This is a genomic window from Haloferax sp. YSSS75 (assembly GCF_046764215.1).
Taxonomy (GTDB): domain Archaea; phylum Halobacteriota; class Halobacteria; order Halobacteriales; family Haloferacaceae; genus Haloferax.
In genome coordinates, this window is record NZ_CP177206.1 from 1,766,619 (window position 1) to 1,786,653 (window position 20,035).

At 62.2% G+C, this 20,035-nt stretch carries 23 protein-coding genes and 3 tRNA genes; 11 read left to right on the forward strand and 15 right to left on the reverse strand.

Annotated elements, in window-relative coordinates:
- The first annotated feature begins 139 nt into the window (after nucleotides 1-139).
- Nucleotides 140-240 (forward strand) — tRNA-Arg (locus ACK3R5_RS09290).
- A gap of 234 nt (nucleotides 241-474) precedes the next feature.
- Nucleotides 475-693, forward strand: coding sequence for a helix-turn-helix domain-containing protein (locus ACK3R5_RS09295; protein WP_411963785.1), 219 nt, complete (start codon nucleotides 475-477; stop codon nucleotides 691-693).
- Nucleotides 694-886: 193 nt separating this feature from the next.
- On the opposite strand, the gene ACK3R5_RS09300 is transcribed toward ACK3R5_RS09295, so the two are convergent.
- On the reverse strand, nucleotides 887-1,012 hold the full coding sequence (locus ACK3R5_RS09300; RefSeq protein ID WP_411963786.1) for a hypothetical protein: 126 nt from the start codon (nucleotides 1,010-1,012) through the stop codon (nucleotides 887-889).
- A gap of 94 nt (nucleotides 1,013-1,106) precedes the next feature.
- Here ACK3R5_RS09300 and ACK3R5_RS09305 point away from each other — a divergent pair, with 94 nt between their 5' ends.
- Both ACK3R5_RS09305 and ACK3R5_RS09310 read left to right on the forward strand, forming a co-directional pair.
- A complete protein-coding gene (locus ACK3R5_RS09305; protein ID WP_411963787.1) occupies nucleotides 1,107-1,526 on the forward strand; it encodes a hypothetical protein in 420 nt (139 codons plus the stop codon).
- A 199-nt stretch (nucleotides 1,527-1,725) separates the two neighbouring features.
- Nucleotides 1,726-2,190, forward strand: a complete 465-nt coding sequence (locus ACK3R5_RS09310) for a hypothetical protein (RefSeq protein ID WP_411963788.1) — start codon at nucleotides 1,726-1,728, stop codon at nucleotides 2,188-2,190.
- A 126-nt stretch (nucleotides 2,191-2,316) separates the two neighbouring features.
- On the opposite strand, the gene ACK3R5_RS09315 is transcribed toward ACK3R5_RS09310, so the two are convergent.
- Nucleotides 2,317-2,390, reverse strand: a tRNA-Thr gene (locus ACK3R5_RS09315).
- Nucleotides 2,391-2,401: 11 nt separating this feature from the next.
- Nucleotides 2,402-2,923, reverse strand: coding sequence for a GNAT family N-acetyltransferase (locus ACK3R5_RS09320; protein WP_411966781.1), 522 nt, complete (start codon nucleotides 2,921-2,923; stop codon nucleotides 2,402-2,404).
- 330 nt (nucleotides 2,924-3,253) lie between these two features.
- Here ACK3R5_RS09320 and ACK3R5_RS09325 point away from each other — a divergent pair, with 330 nt between their 5' ends.
- From ACK3R5_RS09325 to ACK3R5_RS09340, 4 genes are read left to right on the forward strand one after another with little or no spacing between them, the layout of a single operon-like run.
- Complete coding sequence (locus ACK3R5_RS09325) at nucleotides 3,254-4,192, forward strand: branched-chain amino acid ABC transporter permease (RefSeq protein ID WP_411965811.1); 939 nt, start codon at nucleotides 3,254-3,256, stop codon at nucleotides 4,190-4,192.
- The gene (locus ACK3R5_RS09330) at nucleotides 4,189-5,517 is read left to right on the forward strand and encodes a branched-chain amino acid ABC transporter permease (RefSeq protein WP_411963790.1); all 1,329 of its coding nucleotides are present in this window, start codon (nucleotides 4,189-4,191) and stop codon (nucleotides 5,515-5,517) included. The genes ACK3R5_RS09325 and ACK3R5_RS09330 overlap by 4 nt, the downstream gene beginning before the upstream one ends.
- Nucleotides 5,510-6,370: an ABC transporter ATP-binding protein gene (locus tag ACK3R5_RS09335; RefSeq protein WP_411963791.1), complete on the forward strand. Its 861-nt coding sequence runs from the start codon at nucleotides 5,510-5,512 to the stop codon at nucleotides 6,368-6,370. Before ACK3R5_RS09330 ends, ACK3R5_RS09335 begins: the two co-directional genes overlap by 8 nt.
- Complete coding sequence (locus ACK3R5_RS09340) at nucleotides 6,367-7,128, forward strand: ABC transporter ATP-binding protein (protein WP_411963792.1); 762 nt, start codon at nucleotides 6,367-6,369, stop codon at nucleotides 7,126-7,128. The genes ACK3R5_RS09335 and ACK3R5_RS09340 overlap by 4 nt, the downstream gene beginning before the upstream one ends.
- A gap of 71 nt (nucleotides 7,129-7,199) precedes the next feature.
- Here ACK3R5_RS09340 and ACK3R5_RS09345 read toward each other — a convergent pair whose 3' ends face one another.
- From ACK3R5_RS09345 to ACK3R5_RS09355, 3 genes are all read right to left on the reverse strand, one after another.
- Nucleotides 7,200-7,331 carry a hypothetical protein gene (locus ACK3R5_RS09345; protein ID WP_411966782.1) on the reverse strand — a complete coding sequence of 44 codons (132 nt, stop codon included), beginning with the start codon at nucleotides 7,329-7,331 and terminating at the stop codon, nucleotides 7,200-7,202.
- Nucleotides 7,328-8,296 carry a hypothetical protein gene (locus tag ACK3R5_RS09350; protein WP_411966783.1) on the reverse strand — a complete coding sequence of 323 codons (969 nt, stop codon included), beginning with the start codon at nucleotides 8,294-8,296 and terminating at the stop codon, nucleotides 7,328-7,330. Before ACK3R5_RS09350 ends, ACK3R5_RS09345 begins: the two co-directional genes overlap by 4 nt.
- Before the next feature lie 119 nt (nucleotides 8,297-8,415).
- Nucleotides 8,416-9,729, reverse strand: coding sequence for an ABC transporter substrate-binding protein (locus ACK3R5_RS09355; RefSeq protein ID WP_411963794.1), 1,314 nt, complete (start codon nucleotides 9,727-9,729; stop codon nucleotides 8,416-8,418).
- A 187-nt stretch (nucleotides 9,730-9,916) separates the two neighbouring features.
- On the opposite strand from ACK3R5_RS09355, the gene udk reads away from it, so the two are divergent.
- The gene (gene udk / locus ACK3R5_RS09360) at nucleotides 9,917-10,612 is read left to right on the forward strand and encodes a uridine kinase (protein WP_411963795.1); all 696 of its coding nucleotides are present in this window, start codon (nucleotides 9,917-9,919) and stop codon (nucleotides 10,610-10,612) included.
- A 38-nt stretch (nucleotides 10,613-10,650) separates the two neighbouring features.
- Here the strand turns inward: udk and ACK3R5_RS09365 are convergent, their stop codons facing one another.
- Nucleotides 10,651-10,971, reverse strand: coding sequence for a DUF5785 family protein (locus ACK3R5_RS09365; protein ID WP_411963796.1), 321 nt, complete (start codon nucleotides 10,969-10,971; stop codon nucleotides 10,651-10,653).
- A 145-nt stretch (nucleotides 10,972-11,116) separates the two neighbouring features.
- Between ACK3R5_RS09365 and ACK3R5_RS09370 the strand changes: the two genes are divergently transcribed.
- Nucleotides 11,117-12,007 carry a lysostaphin resistance A-like protein gene (locus ACK3R5_RS09370; protein ID WP_411966784.1) on the forward strand — a complete coding sequence of 297 codons (891 nt, stop codon included), beginning with the start codon at nucleotides 11,117-11,119 and terminating at the stop codon, nucleotides 12,005-12,007.
- 429 nt (nucleotides 12,008-12,436) lie between these two features.
- Nucleotides 12,437-13,255: a helix-turn-helix transcriptional regulator gene (locus ACK3R5_RS09375; RefSeq protein WP_411966785.1), complete on the forward strand. Its 819-nt coding sequence runs from the start codon at nucleotides 12,437-12,439 to the stop codon at nucleotides 13,253-13,255.
- An 87-nt stretch (nucleotides 13,256-13,342) separates the two neighbouring features.
- On the opposite strand, the gene ACK3R5_RS09380 is transcribed toward ACK3R5_RS09375, so the two are convergent.
- From ACK3R5_RS09380 to ACK3R5_RS09415, 8 genes are all read right to left on the reverse strand, one after another.
- On the reverse strand, nucleotides 13,343-14,092 hold the full coding sequence (locus tag ACK3R5_RS09380) for a pirin family protein (protein ID WP_411966786.1): 750 nt from the start codon (nucleotides 14,090-14,092) through the stop codon (nucleotides 13,343-13,345).
- 193 nt (nucleotides 14,093-14,285) lie between these two features.
- A tRNA-Ser gene (locus ACK3R5_RS09385) sits at nucleotides 14,286-14,369 on the reverse strand.
- Nucleotides 14,370-14,416: 47 nt separating this feature from the next.
- The gene (locus ACK3R5_RS09390; protein ID WP_411966787.1) at nucleotides 14,417-15,172 is read right to left on the reverse strand and encodes a DUF2064 domain-containing protein; all 756 of its coding nucleotides are present in this window, start codon (nucleotides 15,170-15,172) and stop codon (nucleotides 14,417-14,419) included.
- A 52-nt stretch (nucleotides 15,173-15,224) separates the two neighbouring features.
- A complete protein-coding gene (locus ACK3R5_RS09395; RefSeq protein ID WP_411963802.1) occupies nucleotides 15,225-15,860 on the reverse strand; it encodes a uracil-DNA glycosylase in 636 nt (211 codons plus the stop codon).
- Nucleotides 15,861-15,922: 62 nt separating this feature from the next.
- Nucleotides 15,923-18,046 (reverse strand): type B DNA-directed DNA polymerase, encoded by a 2,124-nt coding sequence (locus ACK3R5_RS09400; protein ID WP_411966788.1) that lies wholly within the window; start codon nucleotides 18,044-18,046, stop codon nucleotides 15,923-15,925.
- Between the two features lie 2 nt (nucleotides 18,047-18,048).
- Complete coding sequence (locus ACK3R5_RS09405) at nucleotides 18,049-18,312, reverse strand: hypothetical protein (RefSeq protein ID WP_411966789.1); 264 nt, start codon at nucleotides 18,310-18,312, stop codon at nucleotides 18,049-18,051.
- On the reverse strand, nucleotides 18,312-19,001 hold the full coding sequence (locus tag ACK3R5_RS09410; protein WP_411966790.1) for a hypothetical protein: 690 nt from the start codon (nucleotides 18,999-19,001) through the stop codon (nucleotides 18,312-18,314). The genes ACK3R5_RS09405 and ACK3R5_RS09410 overlap by 1 nt, the downstream gene beginning before the upstream one ends.
- A gap of 151 nt (nucleotides 19,002-19,152) precedes the next feature.
- Nucleotides 19,153-20,010, reverse strand: a complete 858-nt coding sequence (locus tag ACK3R5_RS09415) for a hypothetical protein (RefSeq protein WP_411966791.1) — start codon at nucleotides 20,008-20,010, stop codon at nucleotides 19,153-19,155.
- Between the last annotated feature and the right edge of the window lie 25 nt (nucleotides 20,011-20,035).

The following is a 20,035-nucleotide window of genomic DNA, read 5'->3' on the forward strand; positions in this document are numbered from 1 at the left end:
CGCTGGACCCCGACCACTTCTTTCGACGCCGAATCCAGACAGCGGCGACGCCGCGACGTCGCGCTCATCGCCTGAATCACACGACGACGTCCAGTACCCGACCAACGTCTATTTGCCCAGAGAACCCGTCTTTTCGGCTGGAAGGGTGGCTCAGTGGTAGAGCACGTCGGCAGTGACCGTCTTCGGTCAAATCCGGCGGTATTCAATTGGCTTCGCGTGGTTCGACTCCCGCCCCTTCCATCCTCTCGATTCCGTGTCGTCCGGTGGCAGTCGCTCGACGGCCGACTCACAGAACTTCGACTGTCGTCGAAGTCGACACCGTCGTTAGCCGTATATTGTCGCATGTACGTTCGTGACGAATGCAACGATTCGCTCGAATCTGAGTAGTTCACGGCCTCAGCCGCGTCTCCCGGTGTTCGACAATTGTTGTAAGAGAGTTTTATTATCGTCGAAGCATACTGGACGACAACGACCATGCAACAGACGGTTCCAAAAATCGAACTCCCGGGTGAGCTCGAATCCCCCTCGGCGAAGCTCGTGTACCTCTATCTCACGACACACGACGGTGCGTCCATCACCGAACTGCAGGACGGTCTCGAAATGAAGAAGATTTCTCTCTACAGCATTCTCAGCACGCTCTGTAAGCGCGGTCTCGTTCGGCAGGAGGCCGAACGCTACCACCTCGCTCAGTGATTTCTCGGGGACCGGGCGGGCCGAACCTGTGCACCGTCGCGGACCATGTCCTCACAGTACGGACAGACTCGTGGGTCGTCCATACCGTCGGGCGTGAACACACGCGCATACGCAGGAGTCACGAACGATTCACAGTTCTGACATTCTGGCATGGCGTCTAATATCCATCATGAATGACACATAAGTTTTCTCCCTACACTACCGCGAGAAGCAACCCGACGACGAGCAGTGCGAAGATGAGGAGCGTCACCGCGAGCATGAACTGGTCAGTCGCGTTCATAGCTGAGCGACGTTCTCTATCGAGATAAAATGCTGTCACGTTCCCCACGTCGTGGGCACTCTAATTTTCTTCTGCGATAATAACAGAGGTAGAACTAAATTCGGGGCTTCCGAGCACTTCGTATCAGAGCCTAATGGAGTACGTGTACGCAGGTGCCGGGTTGCTCGTCGGACTCCTCCTCGGAGCAGTCGCAGTCGTAACTGCGCTCACGTACACGCCGTACGGCGCTTCGTTGTTCGACACCGCCATCACCGCCGTGACCGGTATCACTCTCCAACTCGGGAATCTCCTGTCTATCTCGGCGCTCACTGCGTTCGCGTTCAAAGGACTGGCACTCGCGGGCATTCACTACCCAATCGTCGTCCCGGCGGCGTTCGCCTACGCGCTGACACACGTCACCGTCTACTACTCCTGTATCCGGATTACGGACCTCCAGTCGGAACCGCTCAACCCAGACATTATCATCCAACATAACCCGTTTCGTGCGCTCGTCCTCGGCGTCCCGGGGTCGCTCCTCCTCATCCGGGTTCGACCACCCTCTCGTCGCAACTGACGACGGCCACACCCCTCCGAGTGTGGATAGACCGGTGGTCGGCCCTCGATACGGCCCCAATTTGGTACGGAGTTGGAACGAAGTCGGCCGGAAACGGACCGAGAAGTGAAAAAATCGATATACCTATCGCTGTCGCTCCTTCGAGTAGGTCGGTCCCTCACCGAACGAGGTGAGCGCGGAATCGACCACTGGAGAGACTATGCACGACAAAACCAACAGCGACGCGTCTACCCGACGACGGTTCCTCCGGTCGGCGGGCGTCGTCGCCGGCACACTCGCACTCGGCGTCACTGCCACCGGAACCGCCGCAGCAGACGCATCGAACAACCCGTCCAAACCGGGACGAATCTACGCTGACGACCGTCTGTTCGCGACGGCGGACGTCGCGGACCTCCCGGCACCCAACGGCCGAAACGACCATTCGTTCGACGAACTGTACGTCTTCGCCGATGGAAGTCAACACGCCGTCGCGGAAGCAGCACCCGGCGAACGCGATTTCAACGGCGGCCGCTGGTCCGTGACGATGGTCGAGTGGACCCACAGCCCGATGGGCACCGTCACGAACGACGAAGACCTGCACGCACTCGAAGCGTCGGGAGATATCACGGTCCTCGTGGAGGGCGCTCGGTACTTCGAGTGTCCGCTGGTGCCGCTGAAGGACTGACGCACTCACAGCCCCCGGTCTGATTTTTACTGGTATCGCTTCGTCGAGTCACGAGAGAACGAAGCGACTGGTAGGGTTCAAATCCCACGCTTCGCTTTCTCTGCGTCACGTGGTTCCGCAGAAGAAAGCCAGGAGTGGGATTCGAACCCACGAAGTCTCGATTACAAGTCGAGTGCATGAACCGCCCATGCTCTCCTGGCGCGTCTTCCGATTATCGGTCCTCCTTTGAGTGTGTATCGTTTTGCATCGATTTCTCCAGCTCGATTCGGTGCGGACGATACCCGTGTCGTCGGTAGAATCTGCGGGCAGATTCGTTGGCCGCCATGACGTCGAGACTGACCACGTCTGCCCCCACATCGCGGAGTTTGTCTTCGGCCGCTTCGAGCAGTCGACTCCCGACACCTTCGCCGCGTCTGTCCGGCCGGACGAACAGGTTACTCACGGTTCCGCGGGTCACGTCCTGTTCGTACGTCCCCATCTCGACTTCGAACATGACGAACCCGAGAACGTCGTCGGGGGCGTCTGGAGACGCACCGTCGGGGGTAGATGTCGTCTCCGCGCGTGCGACGAGGATACCGTCGAAGGTGACGTGGCGTGCCATGGACGCTCGAACCATCGCCCGATTCTCGTCTGCGTGGAGGTGCGAGCCGAATGCACGCTGTCCGCGCGCCAGTTCGACCCACAGGTCGGAGAGCACGTCGAGGTCAGATATCTCCGCGACGGCGACTCGCATACTTCAACTATGGATTGTGTGAATTCTTTTAAGTGTCGCTGTTTCTGTACCGACGCGCCCAATCGCAGTCCCGCAGTTCGTCAACTGCCTGAATTCCCGCCACCTGCATAAGAAAGATTTATATCTGTTTATCGGCCCCACATACCATGAGGATAGTTATCAATGGGTATCGCCGAAACTTACTCCCGCGGGAGGACCCTCGCAATCGAGCGCCCGTTCACGCTCGTACTGGGAGTCATCGCAGCAGTACTGCTGGGTGACCTTCTCCTCGGGCTCGCAACTGGGCAGACGCAGTTTGCCGATATCGGCACGCTGGTCTGGGACGGCCTGATGCGGGGGCTCGTAATTGGCCTCGCCGGCATCGGCTTGTCAATGACGTACAGCATTTTGAACTTCGCAAACTTCTCACACGGCGACTACATCACGGCCGGTGCGTTCTCCGGGTGGGCGACCACCTATCTCCTTGCTGGTCTCGGACGCGCCGACGTCGGGGCGCTGCTCCTCGTCGGTGCCGGTGGCTCCGTCTACGGGGGGTCACTCGATATCGGGATGTTGTCGACGCCGCTGGCAGTCGTGGCCGGCATCGTCGTCGCCGGTGCGTTCACCATCGCGCTGTCGCTCGGCGTGGACCGCTTCATCTTCAAACCGATTCGCAACGAAGACGGCATCACGCTCCTCATCACGAGTATCGGTGTCGCGTTCGCGCTCCGCTACCTGATGCAGTTCGTCTTCGGGTCGGACGTTCGCGGCACGACGTCACAGCCACCGTCGGTTGGGCTCTACCTCCTCGACGGAACTGTGTTCATCAACGCACACGACATCACCCTTCTCATCGTCGCCTCTGGGTTGATGATTGGTGTCCACCTGCTCTTGCAGCGGACGAAACTCGGGAAGGCGATGCGTGCGATGGCCGACAACAAGGACCTCGCGCTCATCACCGGCATTCCGACCGAACGCGTCGTCCGCTCGACGTGGATTATCGGTGGGGGTCTCACCGGTATCGCCGGCTACATGTTCATCCTCTGGAAGGGAACGCTCGGATTCAACGATGGGTGGCTCTTGCTGCTTCTCATCTTCGCGGCCGTCATCCTCGGCGGTATCGGCTCCATCTACGGTGCTATCACCGGCGGCCTCGTCATCGGACTGACCGCGTCGATGTCGGTGCTGTGGATTCCGTCGGCCTTCGCTCGCGCGTCGGCCTTCGTGGTGATGATCGTCATCCTGCTCGTGAAACCGTCTGGTCTCTTTAGCGGGAGGTCGACTGCATGAGCGTTCGAGAGGATGTCGCTGCTCGCGTTCCGGGCGGCGACACTGGACTTATCGTCTTGGTCATCGCATCCGCGTACCTGCTGTACCTTCTCGCGGGTGTCGTACTCGGTTACGACCTGCGTGGCCAACTCAACTCCATCGCGACGCTGACGTTCTACATCGGCGTCTTCGCGATGCTGTCGCTCGCGCTCAACCTCCACTGGGGGTACACGGGGCTGTTCAACATCGGCATCGTCGGCTTCATGGCCGTCGGTGTCTACGTGATGGCCCTCGTCTCGAAACCGACGTTCGTCGCTGGCGGTGCCGCACAGGTCGGTGGCCTCGGTCTGCCCCTGTGGGTCGGCATCCTCGCCGGAATGCTCGCGGCCGCAATTCTCGGGCTGGTGGTCGCCTTACCGGCATTGCGGTTGCGGGCGGACTATCTCGCCATCGTGACGATTGCGATGTCAGAAATCGTCCGGTTCAGTTTCCTCTCCAGTGACATTCAGGAGTTCTCCCTCTTTGGAACCAAAGTCGGGTTCGGTGGCGGGTCTGGGCTCATCCTCGACTTCACGCCACCACTGGAAGCGCTGTTCCGCACTATCGGTCTCTGGGGGCCCTACATGGGCTTCGTCGAGGCCTTCGAGGCAATCGTCCCGACGAACCCCAAACCGGTCGTCGATGGCCTCATCTACGGGGCGTTACTCCTCGGCTTCGTCGTGGTCTACTACTGGCTTCTCAAGCGCACCGGTGAGTCACCGTTCGGTCGCGTGCTGAAGGCGATTCGCGAAGACGAAGACGTGGCGAACGCGCTCGGGAAGAACACCGACGGCTTCAAAATCAAGTCGTTCATGCTCGGTTGTGCCCTCATGGGCCTCGCTGGCATCCTCTGGCTCATGCCACAGGGTGCCGTGACGCCGAACTTCTTCCGTCCGCGCGTGACGTTCTTCGTCTGGATTGCCCTCATCATCGGTGGTGCAGGGTCGAACACCGGCAGCGTCCTCGGTGGTGCCGTCTTCGCAGCAGTGCTCTACCAAGGGCCACGGTATTTCCAGAACCTCGTGAGCACCGTCTTCCCCAACCTCGACTCACCCTCTGGGTTCGGACAGGCGATTTCGCCGCTCATCTCCTCGTTCGACCCCGTGCCGTTCCTGCTCTACACGGTAGATAGCATCCGACAACTCCAACTCGTGGTGATGGGACTGGTACTCATCTGGTTGATGCACAACCGGCCGGAAGGGTTGCTCGGCCACCGCAAAGAGACGGCGTCTGTCATCTCACTGTCGCGGCCAAAGTCGATGACGGCGGCCGACGGTGGCACCGAGGGAGGTGAGACCGATGAGTGACGCTACGAATCCGGTCGACGACGTCGCGAACAAAGTCGACGACGGCGCACTCGGTGCGTTCGCATCCGGCGTCGAGACGTCAGAGCAGTACCCGCTTCAGGTCGAAGGACTCCACAAATCCTTCGGTGGCATCACCGCCGTCGACGGTGCGTCCTTCCAGGTCGAAGCCGGGTCACTGACGGGCCTCATCGGTCCGAACGGGGCCGGCAAGTCCACGACGTTCAACCTCATCACCGGGATGCTCAAACCCGACGCGGGGTCGGTCACGTTCGCCGGCGAAGATATCACTGGACTCGAACCCTACGAAATCGCGAACCGTGGGATGGTTCGGACGTTCCAGATTGCTCGCGAACTGAGCGATATGACCGTCCTCGAGAACATGATGCTCGCGCCGAAACACCAGCGGGGTGAGGCGCTGTGGCGGTCTGTCACACCGGGCGTCCGCAGCGACGTGCGCGAACAGGAAGAAGAACTCCTCGAACGCGTCTGGGAAGTCCTCGACTTCTTCGACATCGACCACATCGCAGAGGAGTACGCTGGCAACCTCTCCGGTGGCCAGCGGAAACTGCTGGAGATGGCACGGGCGCTCCTCACGGACCCCGACATGCTGCTCCTCGACGAACCGTTCGCCGGGGTCAACCCGACGCTCGAAAAGAAGCTACTCGAACACATCCACGAACTCCGCGAACAGGGCTACACGTTCCTGCTCGTCGAACACGACATGGACCTCATCATGAACAACTGTGAACACGTCATCGTGCTCCACCAGGGGCAGGTCCTCACGGAGGGCACGCCCGACGACATCCGGAGCAACGAGGAAGTCATCGAGGCCTACCTCGGAGGGAACGTATGAGCGTCGATGCCAACACCGACGCGACGAGCGGTGCGGGCGTCGAAGACCGAAGCGACGTGCTCCTGCGCGTCCGCAACCTCGACGCTGGATACGGTGACCTCCAGATTCTCACCGACGTCGATATGGACGTCTACGACGGTGAGTACGTCACTATCGTCGGACCGAACGGGGCCGGCAAGTCCACGACGATGAAGTCCGTCTTCGGACTGACTGCCCTCATGGGTGGGACGATTCAGTTCAAAGACGAGGACATCACCGGCCGACGGCCCGAAGATATCATCCACGTCGGCATCGGGTACGTCCCGCAGAACGACAACATCTTCCCGGCGCTGACAGTCGAAGAGAACCTCGAGATGGGTGCGTACATCCTCGACGATGTGCCACAGGACGCGATGCGTGCGGTCTACGACCGGTTCCCCATCCTCGAAGAGCGAAAAGACCAGAAGGCGGGCACCATGTCCGGCGGGCAACAGCAGATGCTCGCGATGGGTCGTGCGCTCATGCTCGACCCGGACCTGCTCTTGCTGGACGAACCCTCGGCGGGTCTCGCACCCGACTTGGTCCAGGAGATGTTCGACAAAATCGACGAAATCAACGAGGCCGGAACGGCCGTCCTGATGGTCGAACAGAACGCCAAAGAGGCGCTTCGACGCTGTGACCGCGGATACGTCCTCGCGAACGGCCAGAACCGCTACATGGACCGCGGGTCTGCGCTCCTCGAAGACGAACAGGTCAGACAGGACTTCCTCGGCGGATAACCCGCCACTCGGGTCTCGATTTTTTCACGACACTTTTTCGGGAGCGACTGCGCTCGTCACCACTCACTCACTCACTCACACCACGACTGCAACGGTTCCACGACGGGCGCGCCGTCTTCGATTCGGGCCGAGACGCTCGTACTCCAGCAGTCACAGGCGACGTAGGGGACAGTCTCCGACCCGTCGGGTGTCCCGACGGTCAACTCGTACTCGTCACCGATTGGGACGCCGAAGGAAAGCGTCGACGTGCCGGTGCGACTACCTGTGTCGTCTCAGAGACCACCCCGTCGTCGTCCGAGAGCGTCATCGTCACCTCGCGTTCGGTGTCGTCGGTGTTCTCGACTCGAACCGACGCGGTCCGTGGCCACCCGCATCCAACTCTGAGCGTTCCGTCGCTGGCGACGAGAACCGCGAGTACCGGCCACGCCCACATCTCGGGGATGTGCCAGTCGTAGGTGACTCGCTGGCCGTCGGCAGTCTCGGCCACGACGTCGTACGTGGCGTGAGACTTCACCACCGGCGGCGTCGATATCTCTCGGTCCGTCGTCGCGTCGAACGTCTGGTCGAAGAACCGGTCGCCGTCGTACTCGATGGCGACGGTGACGGTGGCGTCTGCGTCGCTCTCGTTTCGAATCTCGACACTCGGCGGCGCGAAGATGTCTTTCGTGCCGGACACGCTGTACGGGAGGTTCTCGTCGTCGATGCCGCCGGCCGACCGTTGTCGCGGTTCGAGTTCGCCGTCGCTCGTGACGACGATTTCGAGGTGGCCTGCATCGTCGGTGACCTGCCACTCGTAGTCGAGACGGGCCCCGGTATCGAGTTCGGCGACGACGCGGTAGGTGCCCTCACCGACGAGGGCACCTTCGACGCCGCGTCCGTATCCGGGTCCTGCGTGAACGTCGACCGACTTGTCGAGAAGCGTCTCGTCACCGTCCGTGACTCGAATCGAGAGCGTGTACGACTCGTCGTCCTCGTTCAAGACGCCAATACCGGCCCGCTGTTCGGGTGTATCCGTCTGTGTCGTGGTTCGGGAGTTGGTCGTGGTCGTCGGGCGAGTCGTCTGTGGATTCTGGGGTGTCTCGGGCGTTCCGGGCGAGTCGGAGAGACACCCGGCGGTCCCGGCGAGAAACGACCCGCCGAGTGACGAGAGGAGGGCACGGCGTTTCATCACGCTAGTCGTGTCAGCAGTGCTATGAGTATCTTGTGTACACGCCGATTCACGCCTAGTCCGCGGTGCCGTCGCTCACTCCGCGGCGTCGAAAGAAAAGTCGGGTCTGGCTGAGTCGCTTAGTTGTCCGGACCGGAGAGCGCCGTCTCGATGACGGAGGAGTACGAAGACTCACCGATGTTGAAGGCGACCTGCTGGTAGACTTCGCCACCGAACTCGTCCGCGAAGACGTTCGAGAAGCGCTCGGAGAGCTGTTGGCCGTAGTCGTTGTTGACGAACAGCGTCGAGACGGTTTCTGCTTCGAGGCGGTCGGACATGACCTGCGCCATGACGCGGCCCTGCAGGAAGTCAGACGGCGCAGTCCGGAAGATGAAGTCGTTGTCGTCGAGGTCGGAGACGGACAGTGCCGTCGAAGACGGCGAACAACCGACGATTTCGTTCGGGATGAACGCCTGCTGTGAGACAGGGACGTTCACACCGGACGAGGCCGACCCACAGACGGACGGTACGCCTGCGGAGACGAGCGACTGTGCGGCGGAGACACCGGCGTCCGGAGACGTCTGCGTGTCTTCGATTTCAGCCGTGACAGAGAGGCCTGCCGGGTTCGCATCGTTGACCTGCTTGACCGGAATCTGTGCGGCCTGAATCATCGGTTGGCCGACTGCTGCGAGGTCACCGGTCTCCGGCAGGAGGATACCGACGGTCATGTCGCGGTCGGTGCCGCCGGGGCCACTGTCTGCGGACGGGCCTGCCCCGCCGGGGTTCTGGCCCTGGAAACTCTGTTTGTCGACTTCGCTCGTAGCGTCGTTCGCTGCGTCGAACTCCCAGATTGCGTAGGCCGCCTCTGCTGGGTCACCCTTCTCGTCGAAGTTGACCGACGAGGAGGCACCCTGGTAGTCGATGTCTTCGCCGTTCGCAGCCGCCTCGATACCTTCGACGAGGTCACCGGGACCGATGACCGTGCCGCCGGGGTTGGCCATCCGGCGCATCTGGTCTTTGATAGCCGGACCGGAGTTCTCACCGGCCGCGGCGTTCGCGAGGAGTTGAATCGCGACGGAGTCGTAACACTGCGAGGTGAAGACACCGGGTGCAGCGCCGTATTCGTCCTGGAACAGTTGGTTGAACGTCGATTGGTTCGGACCACCTGCTGCCGGTGCCGTCCCCGTGACGTTCTCCATGTCGTTACCGACCTGACCGGGCATCGACCCGGAGCGCAGTCCGTCAGGGACGAGAATTTGCTCGCTCCCGTCGGAAGCGCTGTAGTAGTCACGGAACAGTTGGATACCACTCTCGGGGTATCCGATGACGACGAGTCCGTCGGGTCCAGCGGAACCGCCTCCGCCACCGATACATCCAGATAGTCCAGTCAAGCCTGCCGCGCCCGCGGCTCCCACTCCCTTGAGGAAGTCGCGGCGTACGATATCACGTACCATGTGTGAGCCAATAGCAACTCCTACTTATAAAATTTACTCCATCACTTTCCGAATCCACTGCGATTGCGGTGGACAGCGGTGCGAGCGCCATCTGTGTGTCATCGTCATTCAGTGCGTATTATATATAATGCTTCTAGAACGCGCGGAATCGCTGCGTTCAAACCCATAGCGAGGTGTTTTAGGCTAGATGACTATTCCGTCGTTCGTTATCGGCATCGCCGGGGGAAGTGGTGCCGGGAAGACCACCGTCGCCCGGCTCATTACGGAAAACGTCGGTGAGTCCGTGACACGAATTCCGATTGACAACTACTACAAAGACCAGAGCCACCTCGACATGGCCGAACGCGAGAAGATGAACTACGACCATCCCTCGGCGTTCGAGTGGGAACTGCTCCGCGAGCAGTTGGCGGAGCTACTCGAGGGGCAGACTGTCGAGATGCCGCAGTACGACTTCGAGGTCCACAACCGAAAACCCGAGCGAGTGACCGTCGACCCCACCGACGTCATCATCCTCGAAGGGATTCTCGCACTCTACGACGAGAACGTCAACGAGATGCTCGACTTGCGCCTCTACGTCGAGACGGACGCCGACGTTCGAATCCTTCGCCGCATCCAACGTGACGCTATCGACCGCGGTCGCGACCTCCAGGGCGTCATCGACCAGTATCTCTCGACGGTCAAGCCGATGCACGAGCAGTTTATCGAACCGACGAAGAAACACGCGGACCTCATCATCCCCGAGGGGGCCAACAGCGTCGCCGTCACGCTCCTCGAAGAGAAGGTGCAGGCCGAAGTCGAAGGCGACGAGACGCGGACGTGGGAGCGCGAGGCAATCGAACAGGAAGTCAAAGAACGAACTGCGTTCGACGGGTCTCACGACTAACCGGTCGCACCGAACCGAAAGAACAGGTCCGTCTGCAGTTACGCCTTCTTGCCCTTGACGAACTTGTCCGCGCCCTCGTAGAACCAAAAGCCGTTTTCGCGCATGGCCTTCCCGACGGCCTTGTGCAGTTCGACGAAGTCGCCGAACTCCTCGCCTTCGACGTGTTCGAAGATATCTGCGAGCGACACGACGCGCTCGTAGTCGAGGCGAATCGGCTCGTCGCCGTACTCCTCGACGAATTCGGCCTTGTTCAGCGGGAAGTCTTCGTCTTCGTCGACTTTCTTCGCGATGACCGCCTGGCCGTACTTCCGTCCACCTTCGCTCCCTTCTTCGCCGTCCGGGTCGTGTGGCCAATCCATACCCGAGGATTGGGAGGCCGATTCAAAGCCGTTACGCATTTGTTGATATCTGTCATGGGAAATCCACGGTTCGGCACGTGGTCACCGCTCTCACCGCCAGAGAATGATATTCAGATTACATAATCGTCGCGCACCTATCGTTGGTATGGTCGATTCCGATGGGTCCCGTTCGGCACCGACGATTCGCTTCGAGGGAGGGGTGAAACCCCTCGTCGCGTTCTTCGTCGGTTCAGCCGTCTACTTCACACTGGTCGTACTGCTCGTCGACTCCCTCATCGGTGACGGGTCGATTCCGCTGTGGGGCCAATTCGTCTATTACGTTGTTGGGTTCGGTCCAGTCGCGCTCTTCGCGTGGGTTGCGCTTCGACGCGAAGGACTCGCACCCTCGAACGTCGGACTGTCGTGGCGAAACGTCGGCCCTGGTGTCCTCGCCGTCGCCGGCGTGTGGGTGCTCGCGAACGTCCTCGGATTCGTGCTCGCTACCGCCACCGGCGACAGTGTCAGCGTCGGCTTTCCTCCGGGAGTGGCTCTCGCGACGTGGCTCGTTCTCCTCGTCTCACAGCTCGCCATCGTCGGCATAGTAGAGGAGTTCGCCTTCCGTGGCTACTTCCAGAACAAACTCGTCTCGCTGTTCGACGGTGGGGCGAACTGGAAGCGAAAAGTCGCCGCCATCGTCGTCGCGACGGTACTCTTCGTCCTGCTCCACGTACCGCAACGGCTCGTCATCACCGGTCTGTCGCTCGCTGACCTCCCCCCTGCGCTCGTCGGCCTCTTCGTGTACGCGCTCCTGTTCGCCGTGATATACGAACTCACCCGAAACGTCGTCTTCGCTGGCGTCCTCCACGGGACGTTCAACGTCCAGACAGTGCTGGTGTTCAGAGAGGGCGGCGTCGCAGTCTCCGAAGTCGGGAGCATCGCCGTGCTGTTGGCTCTCGTCGCGGTGTGGCTCTACCGCCGCTGGGCGAAAGTCACCCGACCGGACGACTTCAGTGCCCAGACTGGCCCGTCAGTCGTCGCCGCCGATGGCGGGCTGTAGACGAAAAAGTGACCGTCGCCTGACCAGACTACCGGACGCGCTCTACGGTAACGCGCTCGCCTGCCCGCTCGTTCGTCTTCTGCCCCTCGATAGTCACCACTCGTGCCTCACGAATCGAGGCGTTCGAGTAGTGTTTGCTGAACGTGATTCCGCCGCACACGATGCACGCTCTGGGACCTGTCTCGGACGCAGTCGCCTGTACGATTCCACAGTGCCGGCAGACGTGTAGGTAATTTCTGTCCCCCATAACCAGTCTTCCGTACGCTCCGGGAGCAGATGATGATTCTTCGTGCAATTTCGACACCCAGTGCCGAAATTTCGTCCTGTGAGTTCGTTTCACCGAGTGAGACACCACCTGACACCCCTCGTCAGCGGCGGCTTTCGGGGTGAAATCCGAATAGATATCGCATTTGAGTGCTAACACATCACATGACTGACGTACTCGACGACATCCGGTTTCTCGCGGACTCCGACCACCGGGCGGTGGTCCTCGATGAACTCGCGGACGGGCCGCGTTCCCGCTCAGAACTCCGTGAGGCGACTGGGGCGTCGTCGGCAACAATCGGTCGAATCGTGCAGTCGTTTGCGGACCGTGGCTGGCTCGAACGGGACGGGCCGTCCTACTCGCTGACCGCCCTGGGGTCGTTCGTCGCGGCGTCGTTCGCGACTCATCGGGCCGACATGCAACTCGCACGCGAACTGGACGAACTCCTCCCGTACATTCCGGTTCGAGATATCGGCATCGACGTGACGACGCTCTCGGACGCTCGCATCACGCGCGCGACACAGGCTGACCCGTTTGCCGTCGTCTCTCGCGTCAGAGAACTCGAACTCACCTCCGACGACGCCGCCAGTCTCACCGACTTCTTTCCCGAACCGTGCATCGACGGGCGATACAACGCAATCGTCGACGGAACCCAGACGTTCGAAGCGGTGTTCGCACCAGTCGTCGTCGAGTCTGCGATGGCGTCTCGCTCTGCCAGCAAGTTCGAGGCGATTGTCGCGTCCGACCGGACCGACGTCTACGTCTACGGCGAGACGATTTCGCACCCGGTGATGCTCCACGACGGCGTCGGGTGTCTTGTCGTCCGCGACGACGACAACGTCTCTATCGGGATGGTCGAACTGGCCGACGAGACGTTCGTCGAGTGGGTGGTCGACGTGTTCGAATCACACCGGGCCGACGCGACGTTGCTTACGCCCGAGAACCTCACCGTGCCGATGGCCGACGTGCTTGCTGAGGTGTGAACGGAAGTCGGTGGAGTCGTTGGATGCGATGGGACTGGGATTGCTGTAGTCGAGTGGGGCAAGTTCCCCCAGTTCGGAGGAGAGCGTCTACAACACGAAGGGGCCACGCTGGTGAATCGGTTCGCCGTGTGGCCGGCCAGAAACGGCGACGACTCGGAACGTTCCATCGGTCTGAAGTTCGACGGGTCGTGCGTCAGTCATCGGGAGGACGTCGCCCCCGGTGAATGCCGCGCCGTCGACTGTCCCCTCGCCGTCGACACCGTAGAGGAACCCTGCCCACCCATCCGGCATCGACCACGTCCACGAATCGGTGACGACGACATCCAGATACTCCATCGGTGTGATGAGGTCGATTGGTGACCCATCGCCGACGACTGTCGTCACCGTAGCGCCGTCTCGCTCTTCTGTCGGGAGTTGGTCGGCCGTGGCGTCGACGTAGTCTGGCTCGACGTCCTTCTCAGCGCGCGGGAGGTTCACCCAGAGCTGCAGACCCGTACAGCCTTGGCCGTCTGCTGGAAATTCGGAGTGTCGAATACCTCGGCCAGTCGTGATTCGCATGGCGTCTCCCTCGTAGGCAGTGTTCGAGACGCCGAGAGAGTCCTCGTGGTCCATCCCGCCGTCGAGCATGTAGGAGACGATTTCGAACCCGCGGTGGGGATGCATCGGAAATCCCGTGTCGGGGTCGATGTAGAACTGTTCGAACAACACGAATGGGTCGAGTGAGGACGGATAGCTGTTCGTCGGGAACGCACGGTTCGAGTTCACGCCCGTCCCGTGTCGAACGAGTTCCCCCGATAGCGGAGTCGATGGGTCCGACTGCGGCCCGTTGGCATCCATGGTCGAGGTTGGTTCACTGGCCCGTAAACCCTGTTGGAACCAGCCGTTTAGGAGGTTGAGTGGTCACGGTGGGGTGGGATTGTGAACACCGTGAGACGCTTCGCGCTTGTTCAAATCCACAGTGAACCGATTCGACGCTCACGGAGGCGAGCACACGCTACGCGGTGCTCGCAGGGTTGTTCGCGTCAGAATGCGGTGGGACTGGGATTTGAACCCAGGATTCCGTGAGGAAACCTGCTTTCAAGGCAGGCGCGTTAGGCCACTCCGCCATCCCACCTTCGTCCCACACTTTTCGGTCGGGTACCTAAGAGTTGTCGTTCTCGCTCAATCGCGGACGAGTTCGAGGACGCCCTCGTTCGACTCGACGCGGAGTCCTTCTTCGAAGACGAACGTCGTCGTGTGCTCGGGGACGACCCGTTCAGATTCGACGCGCGAGCGAAGTATCGGAACGAGCGTCGCAAGGTCGGCACCCGTCTCGACGACGGGTAGCATCGGCATGTAGTCGACGCCCAACTCGGCGTCGTCGGCCTTCGCTGCGAGTGTCTCGACTTCGGGTTCGTCGTAGGCGTCGGTGAAGTCGATTGGGTCGCGGAATCCGGAGAAGAAAGTCCGTCCTTCGGTCGATGGGCCGAGGACGACGGGCGAACTGCGGAGTTTCATCGCCGCGCTGTCGATGTGTGTCCGTCCGAGTTGCGGGACGTTGGGGCGGACGACAGCAACCGAGTGCTCCGCTTCTTCGTCGAGCAGGTGTGTGACGGTGTTCCCGGCACGGGCGGAGAACGTCGACCCGACCTGCGGTTCGAATCGAACCTCGTCGGTACCGCCGAGTGCGTCGGTGACGACGGTCCGAACCGCCGCTTCCGAGGGCGTGTCGGTGACGAACTCGTCGGGGATGTCGTCGTCGGTCCGGTAGTTGACGAGCAACTCACCGCCAGACCGTTTGACCGCGGTGCAGATGTCTTTGAGCATCGCGGTGTAGAACGCTGCTGCCTCTGTCTCCGTGAGCGGACTCGTCTCCGCGAGGTCCGGAAGTACCAGTCCGGGTCGTGGCGGTTCGGCGAGGACGACGATGACGGTCATACTCTCATCTCACGCCGGCGAACCCTTGAACCCGCCGCTTGCCGACGCTCGGTCAGCGACTCCGCCGGCCTTTCGTCTGGCGGTAATCTCGCCCGAAGACCGACTCCGTGACGTGTTCGACGAACGCCTCGGTGTCGGCGTCGGTCTGTGCTTCGGGGTCCATCATCGGGACGAGTTCGAATCCACGGCCGCGAATCGTCGTCGCGTGTTCGGCTTCCACGTCGAAACTATCGGCGGCACGCGTGGTGTAGTCGAACGCCAGCGCCTCCAGTGCGGCCTGTCCCACGGGGACGATGATGTGCGGGTTTATCATCCGAATCTCGGCGTTCAGGAAGGGTTCACACGTCGCTATCTCGTTTTCTGTCGGCCCGCGCTCGGGATGCCGACAGCGAGTGAGGTACGTCAGAAAGACGTTCTGCACGTCGGGTTCGTCGGTGTCGGGGTCGGACCGCGAAAAGCCGAGTTCACCGAGGATACGCTGGACTCGTTCGCCTGCCTCGTCGCCGGTGAAGGGGACGCCGGTTCGCTCTGCAGCGTCGCTCGGTGCCTCACCGACGAAGAGGAACTCCGCGCCGACGTCGCCGTATCCGTGGACGACCTGCTCGCGGGCCTCACAGAGGGCCTCGCAGTTGGTGCAGTCAGTATCCATCGAAAACGGGTTCCGGAACTGGCGTTGGTGTGCGTCCACGCCCCTAGGTTCGACTGAGGAGGCAAAACCGACTCGGTCTGTGCAGTCGGTGTCGGAGTTACTCAATCGAAGGCAGACAGCGACGCATCCCTCCCCGGCGAGAGATACCGCCGAATCCGGTTTCTGTCCCACCCGAGTGGCGAGACGACGCTCTCGGCCGCCCGAATCAACAGGCGGTCGTAGTACTCGGTATCGACGGCGTCGACCCCGGGTCGTTCGAAGTCGAGACGCACCCGGTCGGTGCCGCGCCCGTCTTCGTCGGCGACGACGTACCGAACTGACTGCCCCGGTTCGCGGGGGACGCCGAGCGACTGAGAGCGCCGTCCGGCGGCGGCGACGAGCGTGTTTCGGTCGTAGTCGTCGGGAGAACGAGAGAGGCGACTCGTCACGAGCAACTCGTCGGGAGGCACGTCAGACCGGCGGAGTCGAGCGCGGTGTTTGACGAGGCGGTCACAGACTGCCGCCGGGTCGCGGTGTCTGTCGAGCGTCGCAATCAGGTCGCGCTGGGCGTCCGCGACGAACTCTGGCGTGCTTCGCTGGCGAATCTCGATGCCTTTGTAGACGTAGTCACCGTCTCGCGTCCGACCGAAGTAGCGCGTGAGTGCGCCGCGATTCATCTCTCTCGTCGGGACGAAACACACCCAGTCGTACGTCGCTTCGACTTCGAGCGGAATTCCGCAGTCGTCGGTCACCGTCGTGGCGATATCGTCGGGCGACACCGGGTCGTCACGCGTCGCGGCCAACCAGAGGCTATCGACGATGCCGTGGACGACGCGCCACCCACCGTCTTCGGCCGTCTCTTTGGCCCGCAAGAGCAAGTCACGGGCGACAGCGTTGATGGCCTCGTGGCACTCGATGCGACCGAACTTCGCGTTTCGATAGCCCTGATACCCGAAACACGAGACGAGAACCCACTTGATTGCGCCAGCTTTTGCACGTGCCGACGCCGCTGTCGACTCGTCACCCGCCGCTTCAGCCTCTCGAATCTCGCGCTTGAGGCGGCGGCGGTCCGCGAGCAACGGTTCGAGTACGTCGGGTAGGAACCCGCGTCGGTCACAGATGGTGTAGCCGAGTCCGGGAATGTCGGCGCGTCCGGCGTGGCAGTCGCATCCGAGCGTGTCCGGCGAGATGTTCCACTCACAGATGATACGCGGGTAGAGCGACGCGAAGTCGAGTTCGACGACGTCCTCGTGGAGGCCGACTATCGGGTCGAAGGTGAATCCACCTCGGTCTGCGGCGTGGAGCGTCTCGACGGATTTGAACGTCTCGGGGCGGCGTTTGTTCCACGGGACGAGGACGTCACGCGCCATCGCCTCGCGCACCTGCATCGCCGTGAGGACGTTGCCGATACTCGCCCACGACGCCTCCTGAAGCGGTTTCCACGACCGGTCGACGAGGTAGCACAGGCCGTCGAGACGCGACTCCGCCCACAGGAAACTGTTCCCGGTATCGACGATTGCACGCCCCGGGACGGCGTATCTGGCCGGCGAGTGTCGGACCGTGCCGTAACTCACGACCGTATTCTGGCCGGCGAGTCGTTCGAGTCCGCGGTCCGGGTCGCGGCCGAGTGGACAGTCGATACCGAATGCTTCCGCACGGTCACGGAGCAAGGGAAGGAGGCGTGCCGAACTCACGACGAGCACGTCCGGGTCGTGGTCGGCCAGTGCCGTCGCCGCCGCCTCGACGGCATCCTGTTCGTCTCCACCGACCGGGTCTCCCCTGACCGACAGGTCCGAGATGTCGCCGTCTGCGAGCGACTTCTGTGGGAGGGAGAGTCGAAGCGTCCGGGGGCGGCGAGATGGGACCGGGGGGGTGTCCGTCTGCACGCAGTAGCGAAACCCGGGTGAGAGGTCCACGTTGTAGAAACGAACCTCGCCGGGCGAGACGCGGCCGAGCAAGTCGTCGCGGAGGCGACGGGCGAGTCGGCGGACGCCTCTCGGGGCCACGACTGCGACACGGAGCACCTCGGTTCGCTCGCGCGAGTCGAGGCGGGGGTACAGTCGGTCGTAGCCCACGTCGGCGACGACGGGATCCGCACCGAGACGGCGTTCGAGGTCAGCGAGGACCGAATCCGGCCCGGCGACGTACAACACGGGTGTGTAATCGGTGACGCGTCGTCTCCGGGCACCGTCCACCGTCAGGTGCCACTCGACGACGTCGTTGTCGTCGAAATCGACCGCGAACACGGTTACTCGTCCGGTTCGGAGGCGCAGTCGACTCGCTCGCGGAGGCGACGCAGTTCGCGCTCCTGTGAGAGGAGCACTGAGATGACGACTGCGCGGTGTGGGTCCGCCGGGTTCACGTGTCCCGCCGCGGCGGCGTGCTCGTGCGCACGCTCGAACAAGCGGTCGAAGTCGGGTTTCGCCTCCGCGCGAAGGGCGCGACGAAACGGTGTCCACGACTCGCGATAGCGGCGGAGGGCGTCACGGTAGGTGGGGTTCGTCCGACCCATCACCACCCACCTGCCCCTACCGCGTCGAGCGTCGTGACCGTCTCCGGGCCGGTGTGGACGAAGTCCGCGTCGGGGGCGACACCGAGCAGTTCGACCCAGTAGGGGATAGTCGTCTGCCAGTAGTCGCGGTGGTGGTAGACGAGTGTTTGTGTATCCTCACCGGCGAACGCGACACCTTCACGCGTGTCACGACATTCGATGGTTCGGTCTGCGGTGTCGCCGAGGGCGTCGATGAACGTGTCGGCCGTCGCCTCGCGCGCAGTGACGAGAACAGGCACGTCCAGTGCCGCCGCGAGGGCGTCGAGGATGGCCACGGACGCTTCGAAGAGCGTCCGTGCCTCACCGTCCGGGACGTCCGGGTCACGGTAGAGCGCGGGGAGTCTCGGGACGACGACGAGCGCCGTCCGCGACGAGACCCGACCCGGGAGCGACGAGACGAGTTCGTGGTGCTGGTAGGCGGTGAAGGCCCGCGCGATTCGAAGGCCGCGAAGCGTTCGTCTGGACTGTGCGTGGTCGTAGAGCGCGTGCGTGACGGCGTCGTTCCGCGAATCGACCCAGTAGGCGCTTCCCTCCCGCCGTGCGAGTTCGGCGGTCACCAGTCGGTAAAGCGCGTGTGGCGTATCGGGGTGTCGCAGCAACGTCACACCCGATTCGAGTCGCGGACACGCCGACGGCGTGTCAGTTCCCATCCCACATCGAACGTCGCCGCGACGGGTGTAAAGTGCGAGCCATGGATGCAGAGTGAAAGTGAAATCGGGCGAGACTGTCGTCTCGACGAGCGTGTGTCGCGCTAGCGTGTGAATCAGTCCTTCGGCGCGAGTGAAAGTGAAGTGAGAGACGTCAGTCACTGGGAGCGACGGTCCGACGCCCGTCGTCTTCCGAGTCGACCACGCGGAACGACCGGAAGTACACCACGCCGACCCCAGTGCTGGCGAGCGTGAGTACGGTGAAGACGACAATTTCGGCCAGTGCGACCGATTGCCCGTGAGTCAGCATCCAGCCTATCATCCCGAGGACGGCGAGACTAATCGAGACGACTTTGACGAAGAGGACGCCCGCGAGGACGTACCCCCACGCGCGCCGTTGGGAAAGCCACCGCGCCGCAACGAACATCGCGGGGATGACGACGCCAAGGTCGAGGACGTGGACGACGTTCGCCGGCAGACCGACCGCCGCGGCGCTCTCAGGTTTCGTGTTCGTGAGCGTCGCTGGGACTGCCTCCGAGAGCCACAGGAGTGCGACCAGCACACCCATCACGACGAAGAACCCGACGACTAATCGAACTGGGAGCGTCGATTCGAGACTGCGCTCGACGGCGGACGCGTCGATTTGGAGGAGTCCCGCCACGAACGTGTACAACGAGAGTCCGAATATCGCCACGTAGCCGAGGAAGAACCAGTTGAACTGGGTGATGACGGCGTAGACGAGATACGTGTACGTCAGATAGCCGACCGCACCGAGCCACAGGAAGTATCCTCGTGTCGACCCGCGCAGTGCGTACCACAGTCCGACCGTAAGCACTGGGAGGATGATTCCGAGCGTCACCAGGTCCTGCCCGTAGGCTTGCAGACGAAGTGCAGGCGGGTCGCTGTAGAACCCCGCTATCAACAGTCCAGAGATCGTCGCCGCCGCCGTCAACACGACTATCATTCCGGACGCGAGGACCTGCCATCGGCGTGGGTAACCGACCGCCGTCATCGAGTCACCTCGGTCTGTCGCCCCT

Excerpts from the sequence above, each read along its gene's own strand:
- ACK3R5_RS09375 (WP_411966785.1), top strand. The coding sequence starts at position 12,437 with ATGACTGACGTACTCGACGACATCCGGTTTCTCGCGGACTCCGACCAC.
- ACK3R5_RS09405 (WP_411966789.1), bottom strand. The coding sequence starts at position 18,312 with ATGGGTCGGACGAACCCCACCTACCGTGACGCCCTCCGCCGCTATCGC.
- ACK3R5_RS09355 (WP_411963794.1), bottom strand. The coding sequence starts at position 9,729 with ATGGTACGTGATATCGTACGCCGCGACTTCCTCAAGGGAGTGGGAGCC.
- ACK3R5_RS09295 (WP_411963785.1), top strand. The coding sequence starts at position 475 with ATGCAACAGACGGTTCCAAAAATCGAACTCCCGGGTGAGCTCGAATCC.
- ACK3R5_RS09320 (WP_411966781.1), bottom strand. The coding sequence starts at position 2,923 with ATGCGAGTCGCCGTCGCGGAGATATCTGACCTCGACGTGCTCTCCGAC.
- ACK3R5_RS09305 (WP_411963787.1), top strand. The coding sequence starts at position 1,107 with ATGGAGTACGTGTACGCAGGTGCCGGGTTGCTCGTCGGACTCCTCCTC.
- ACK3R5_RS09310 (WP_411963788.1), top strand. The coding sequence starts at position 1,726 with ATGCACGACAAAACCAACAGCGACGCGTCTACCCGACGACGGTTCCTC.
- ACK3R5_RS09370 (WP_411966784.1), top strand. The coding sequence starts at position 11,117 with ATGGTCGATTCCGATGGGTCCCGTTCGGCACCGACGATTCGCTTCGAG.
- ACK3R5_RS09330 (WP_411963790.1), top strand. The coding sequence starts at position 4,189 with ATGAGCGTTCGAGAGGATGTCGCTGCTCGCGTTCCGGGCGGCGACACT.
- udk (WP_411963795.1), top strand. The coding sequence starts at position 9,917 with ATGACTATTCCGTCGTTCGTTATCGGCATCGCCGGGGGAAGTGGTGCC.
- ACK3R5_RS09335 (WP_411963791.1), top strand. The coding sequence starts at position 5,510 with ATGAGTGACGCTACGAATCCGGTCGACGACGTCGCGAACAAAGTCGAC.
- ACK3R5_RS09365 (WP_411963796.1), bottom strand. The coding sequence starts at position 10,971 with ATGGATTGGCCACACGACCCGGACGGCGAAGAAGGGAGCGAAGGTGGA.
- ACK3R5_RS09410 (WP_411966790.1), bottom strand. The coding sequence starts at position 19,001 with ATGGGAACTGACACGCCGTCGGCGTGTCCGCGACTCGAATCGGGTGTG.
- ACK3R5_RS09340 (WP_411963792.1), top strand. The coding sequence starts at position 6,367 with ATGAGCGTCGATGCCAACACCGACGCGACGAGCGGTGCGGGCGTCGAA.
- ACK3R5_RS09415 (WP_411966791.1), bottom strand. The coding sequence starts at position 20,010 with ATGACGGCGGTCGGTTACCCACGCCGATGGCAGGTCCTCGCGTCCGGA.
- ACK3R5_RS09325 (WP_411965811.1), top strand. The coding sequence starts at position 3,254 with ATGCGGGGGCTCGTAATTGGCCTCGCCGGCATCGGCTTGTCAATGACG.
- ACK3R5_RS09380 (WP_411966786.1), bottom strand. The coding sequence starts at position 14,092 with ATGGATGCCAACGGGCCGCAGTCGGACCCATCGACTCCGCTATCGGGG.
- ACK3R5_RS09390 (WP_411966787.1), bottom strand. The coding sequence starts at position 15,172 with ATGACCGTCATCGTCGTCCTCGCCGAACCGCCACGACCCGGACTGGTA.
- ACK3R5_RS09350 (WP_411966783.1), bottom strand. The coding sequence starts at position 8,296 with ATGAAACGCCGTGCCCTCCTCTCGTCACTCGGCGGGTCGTTTCTCGCC.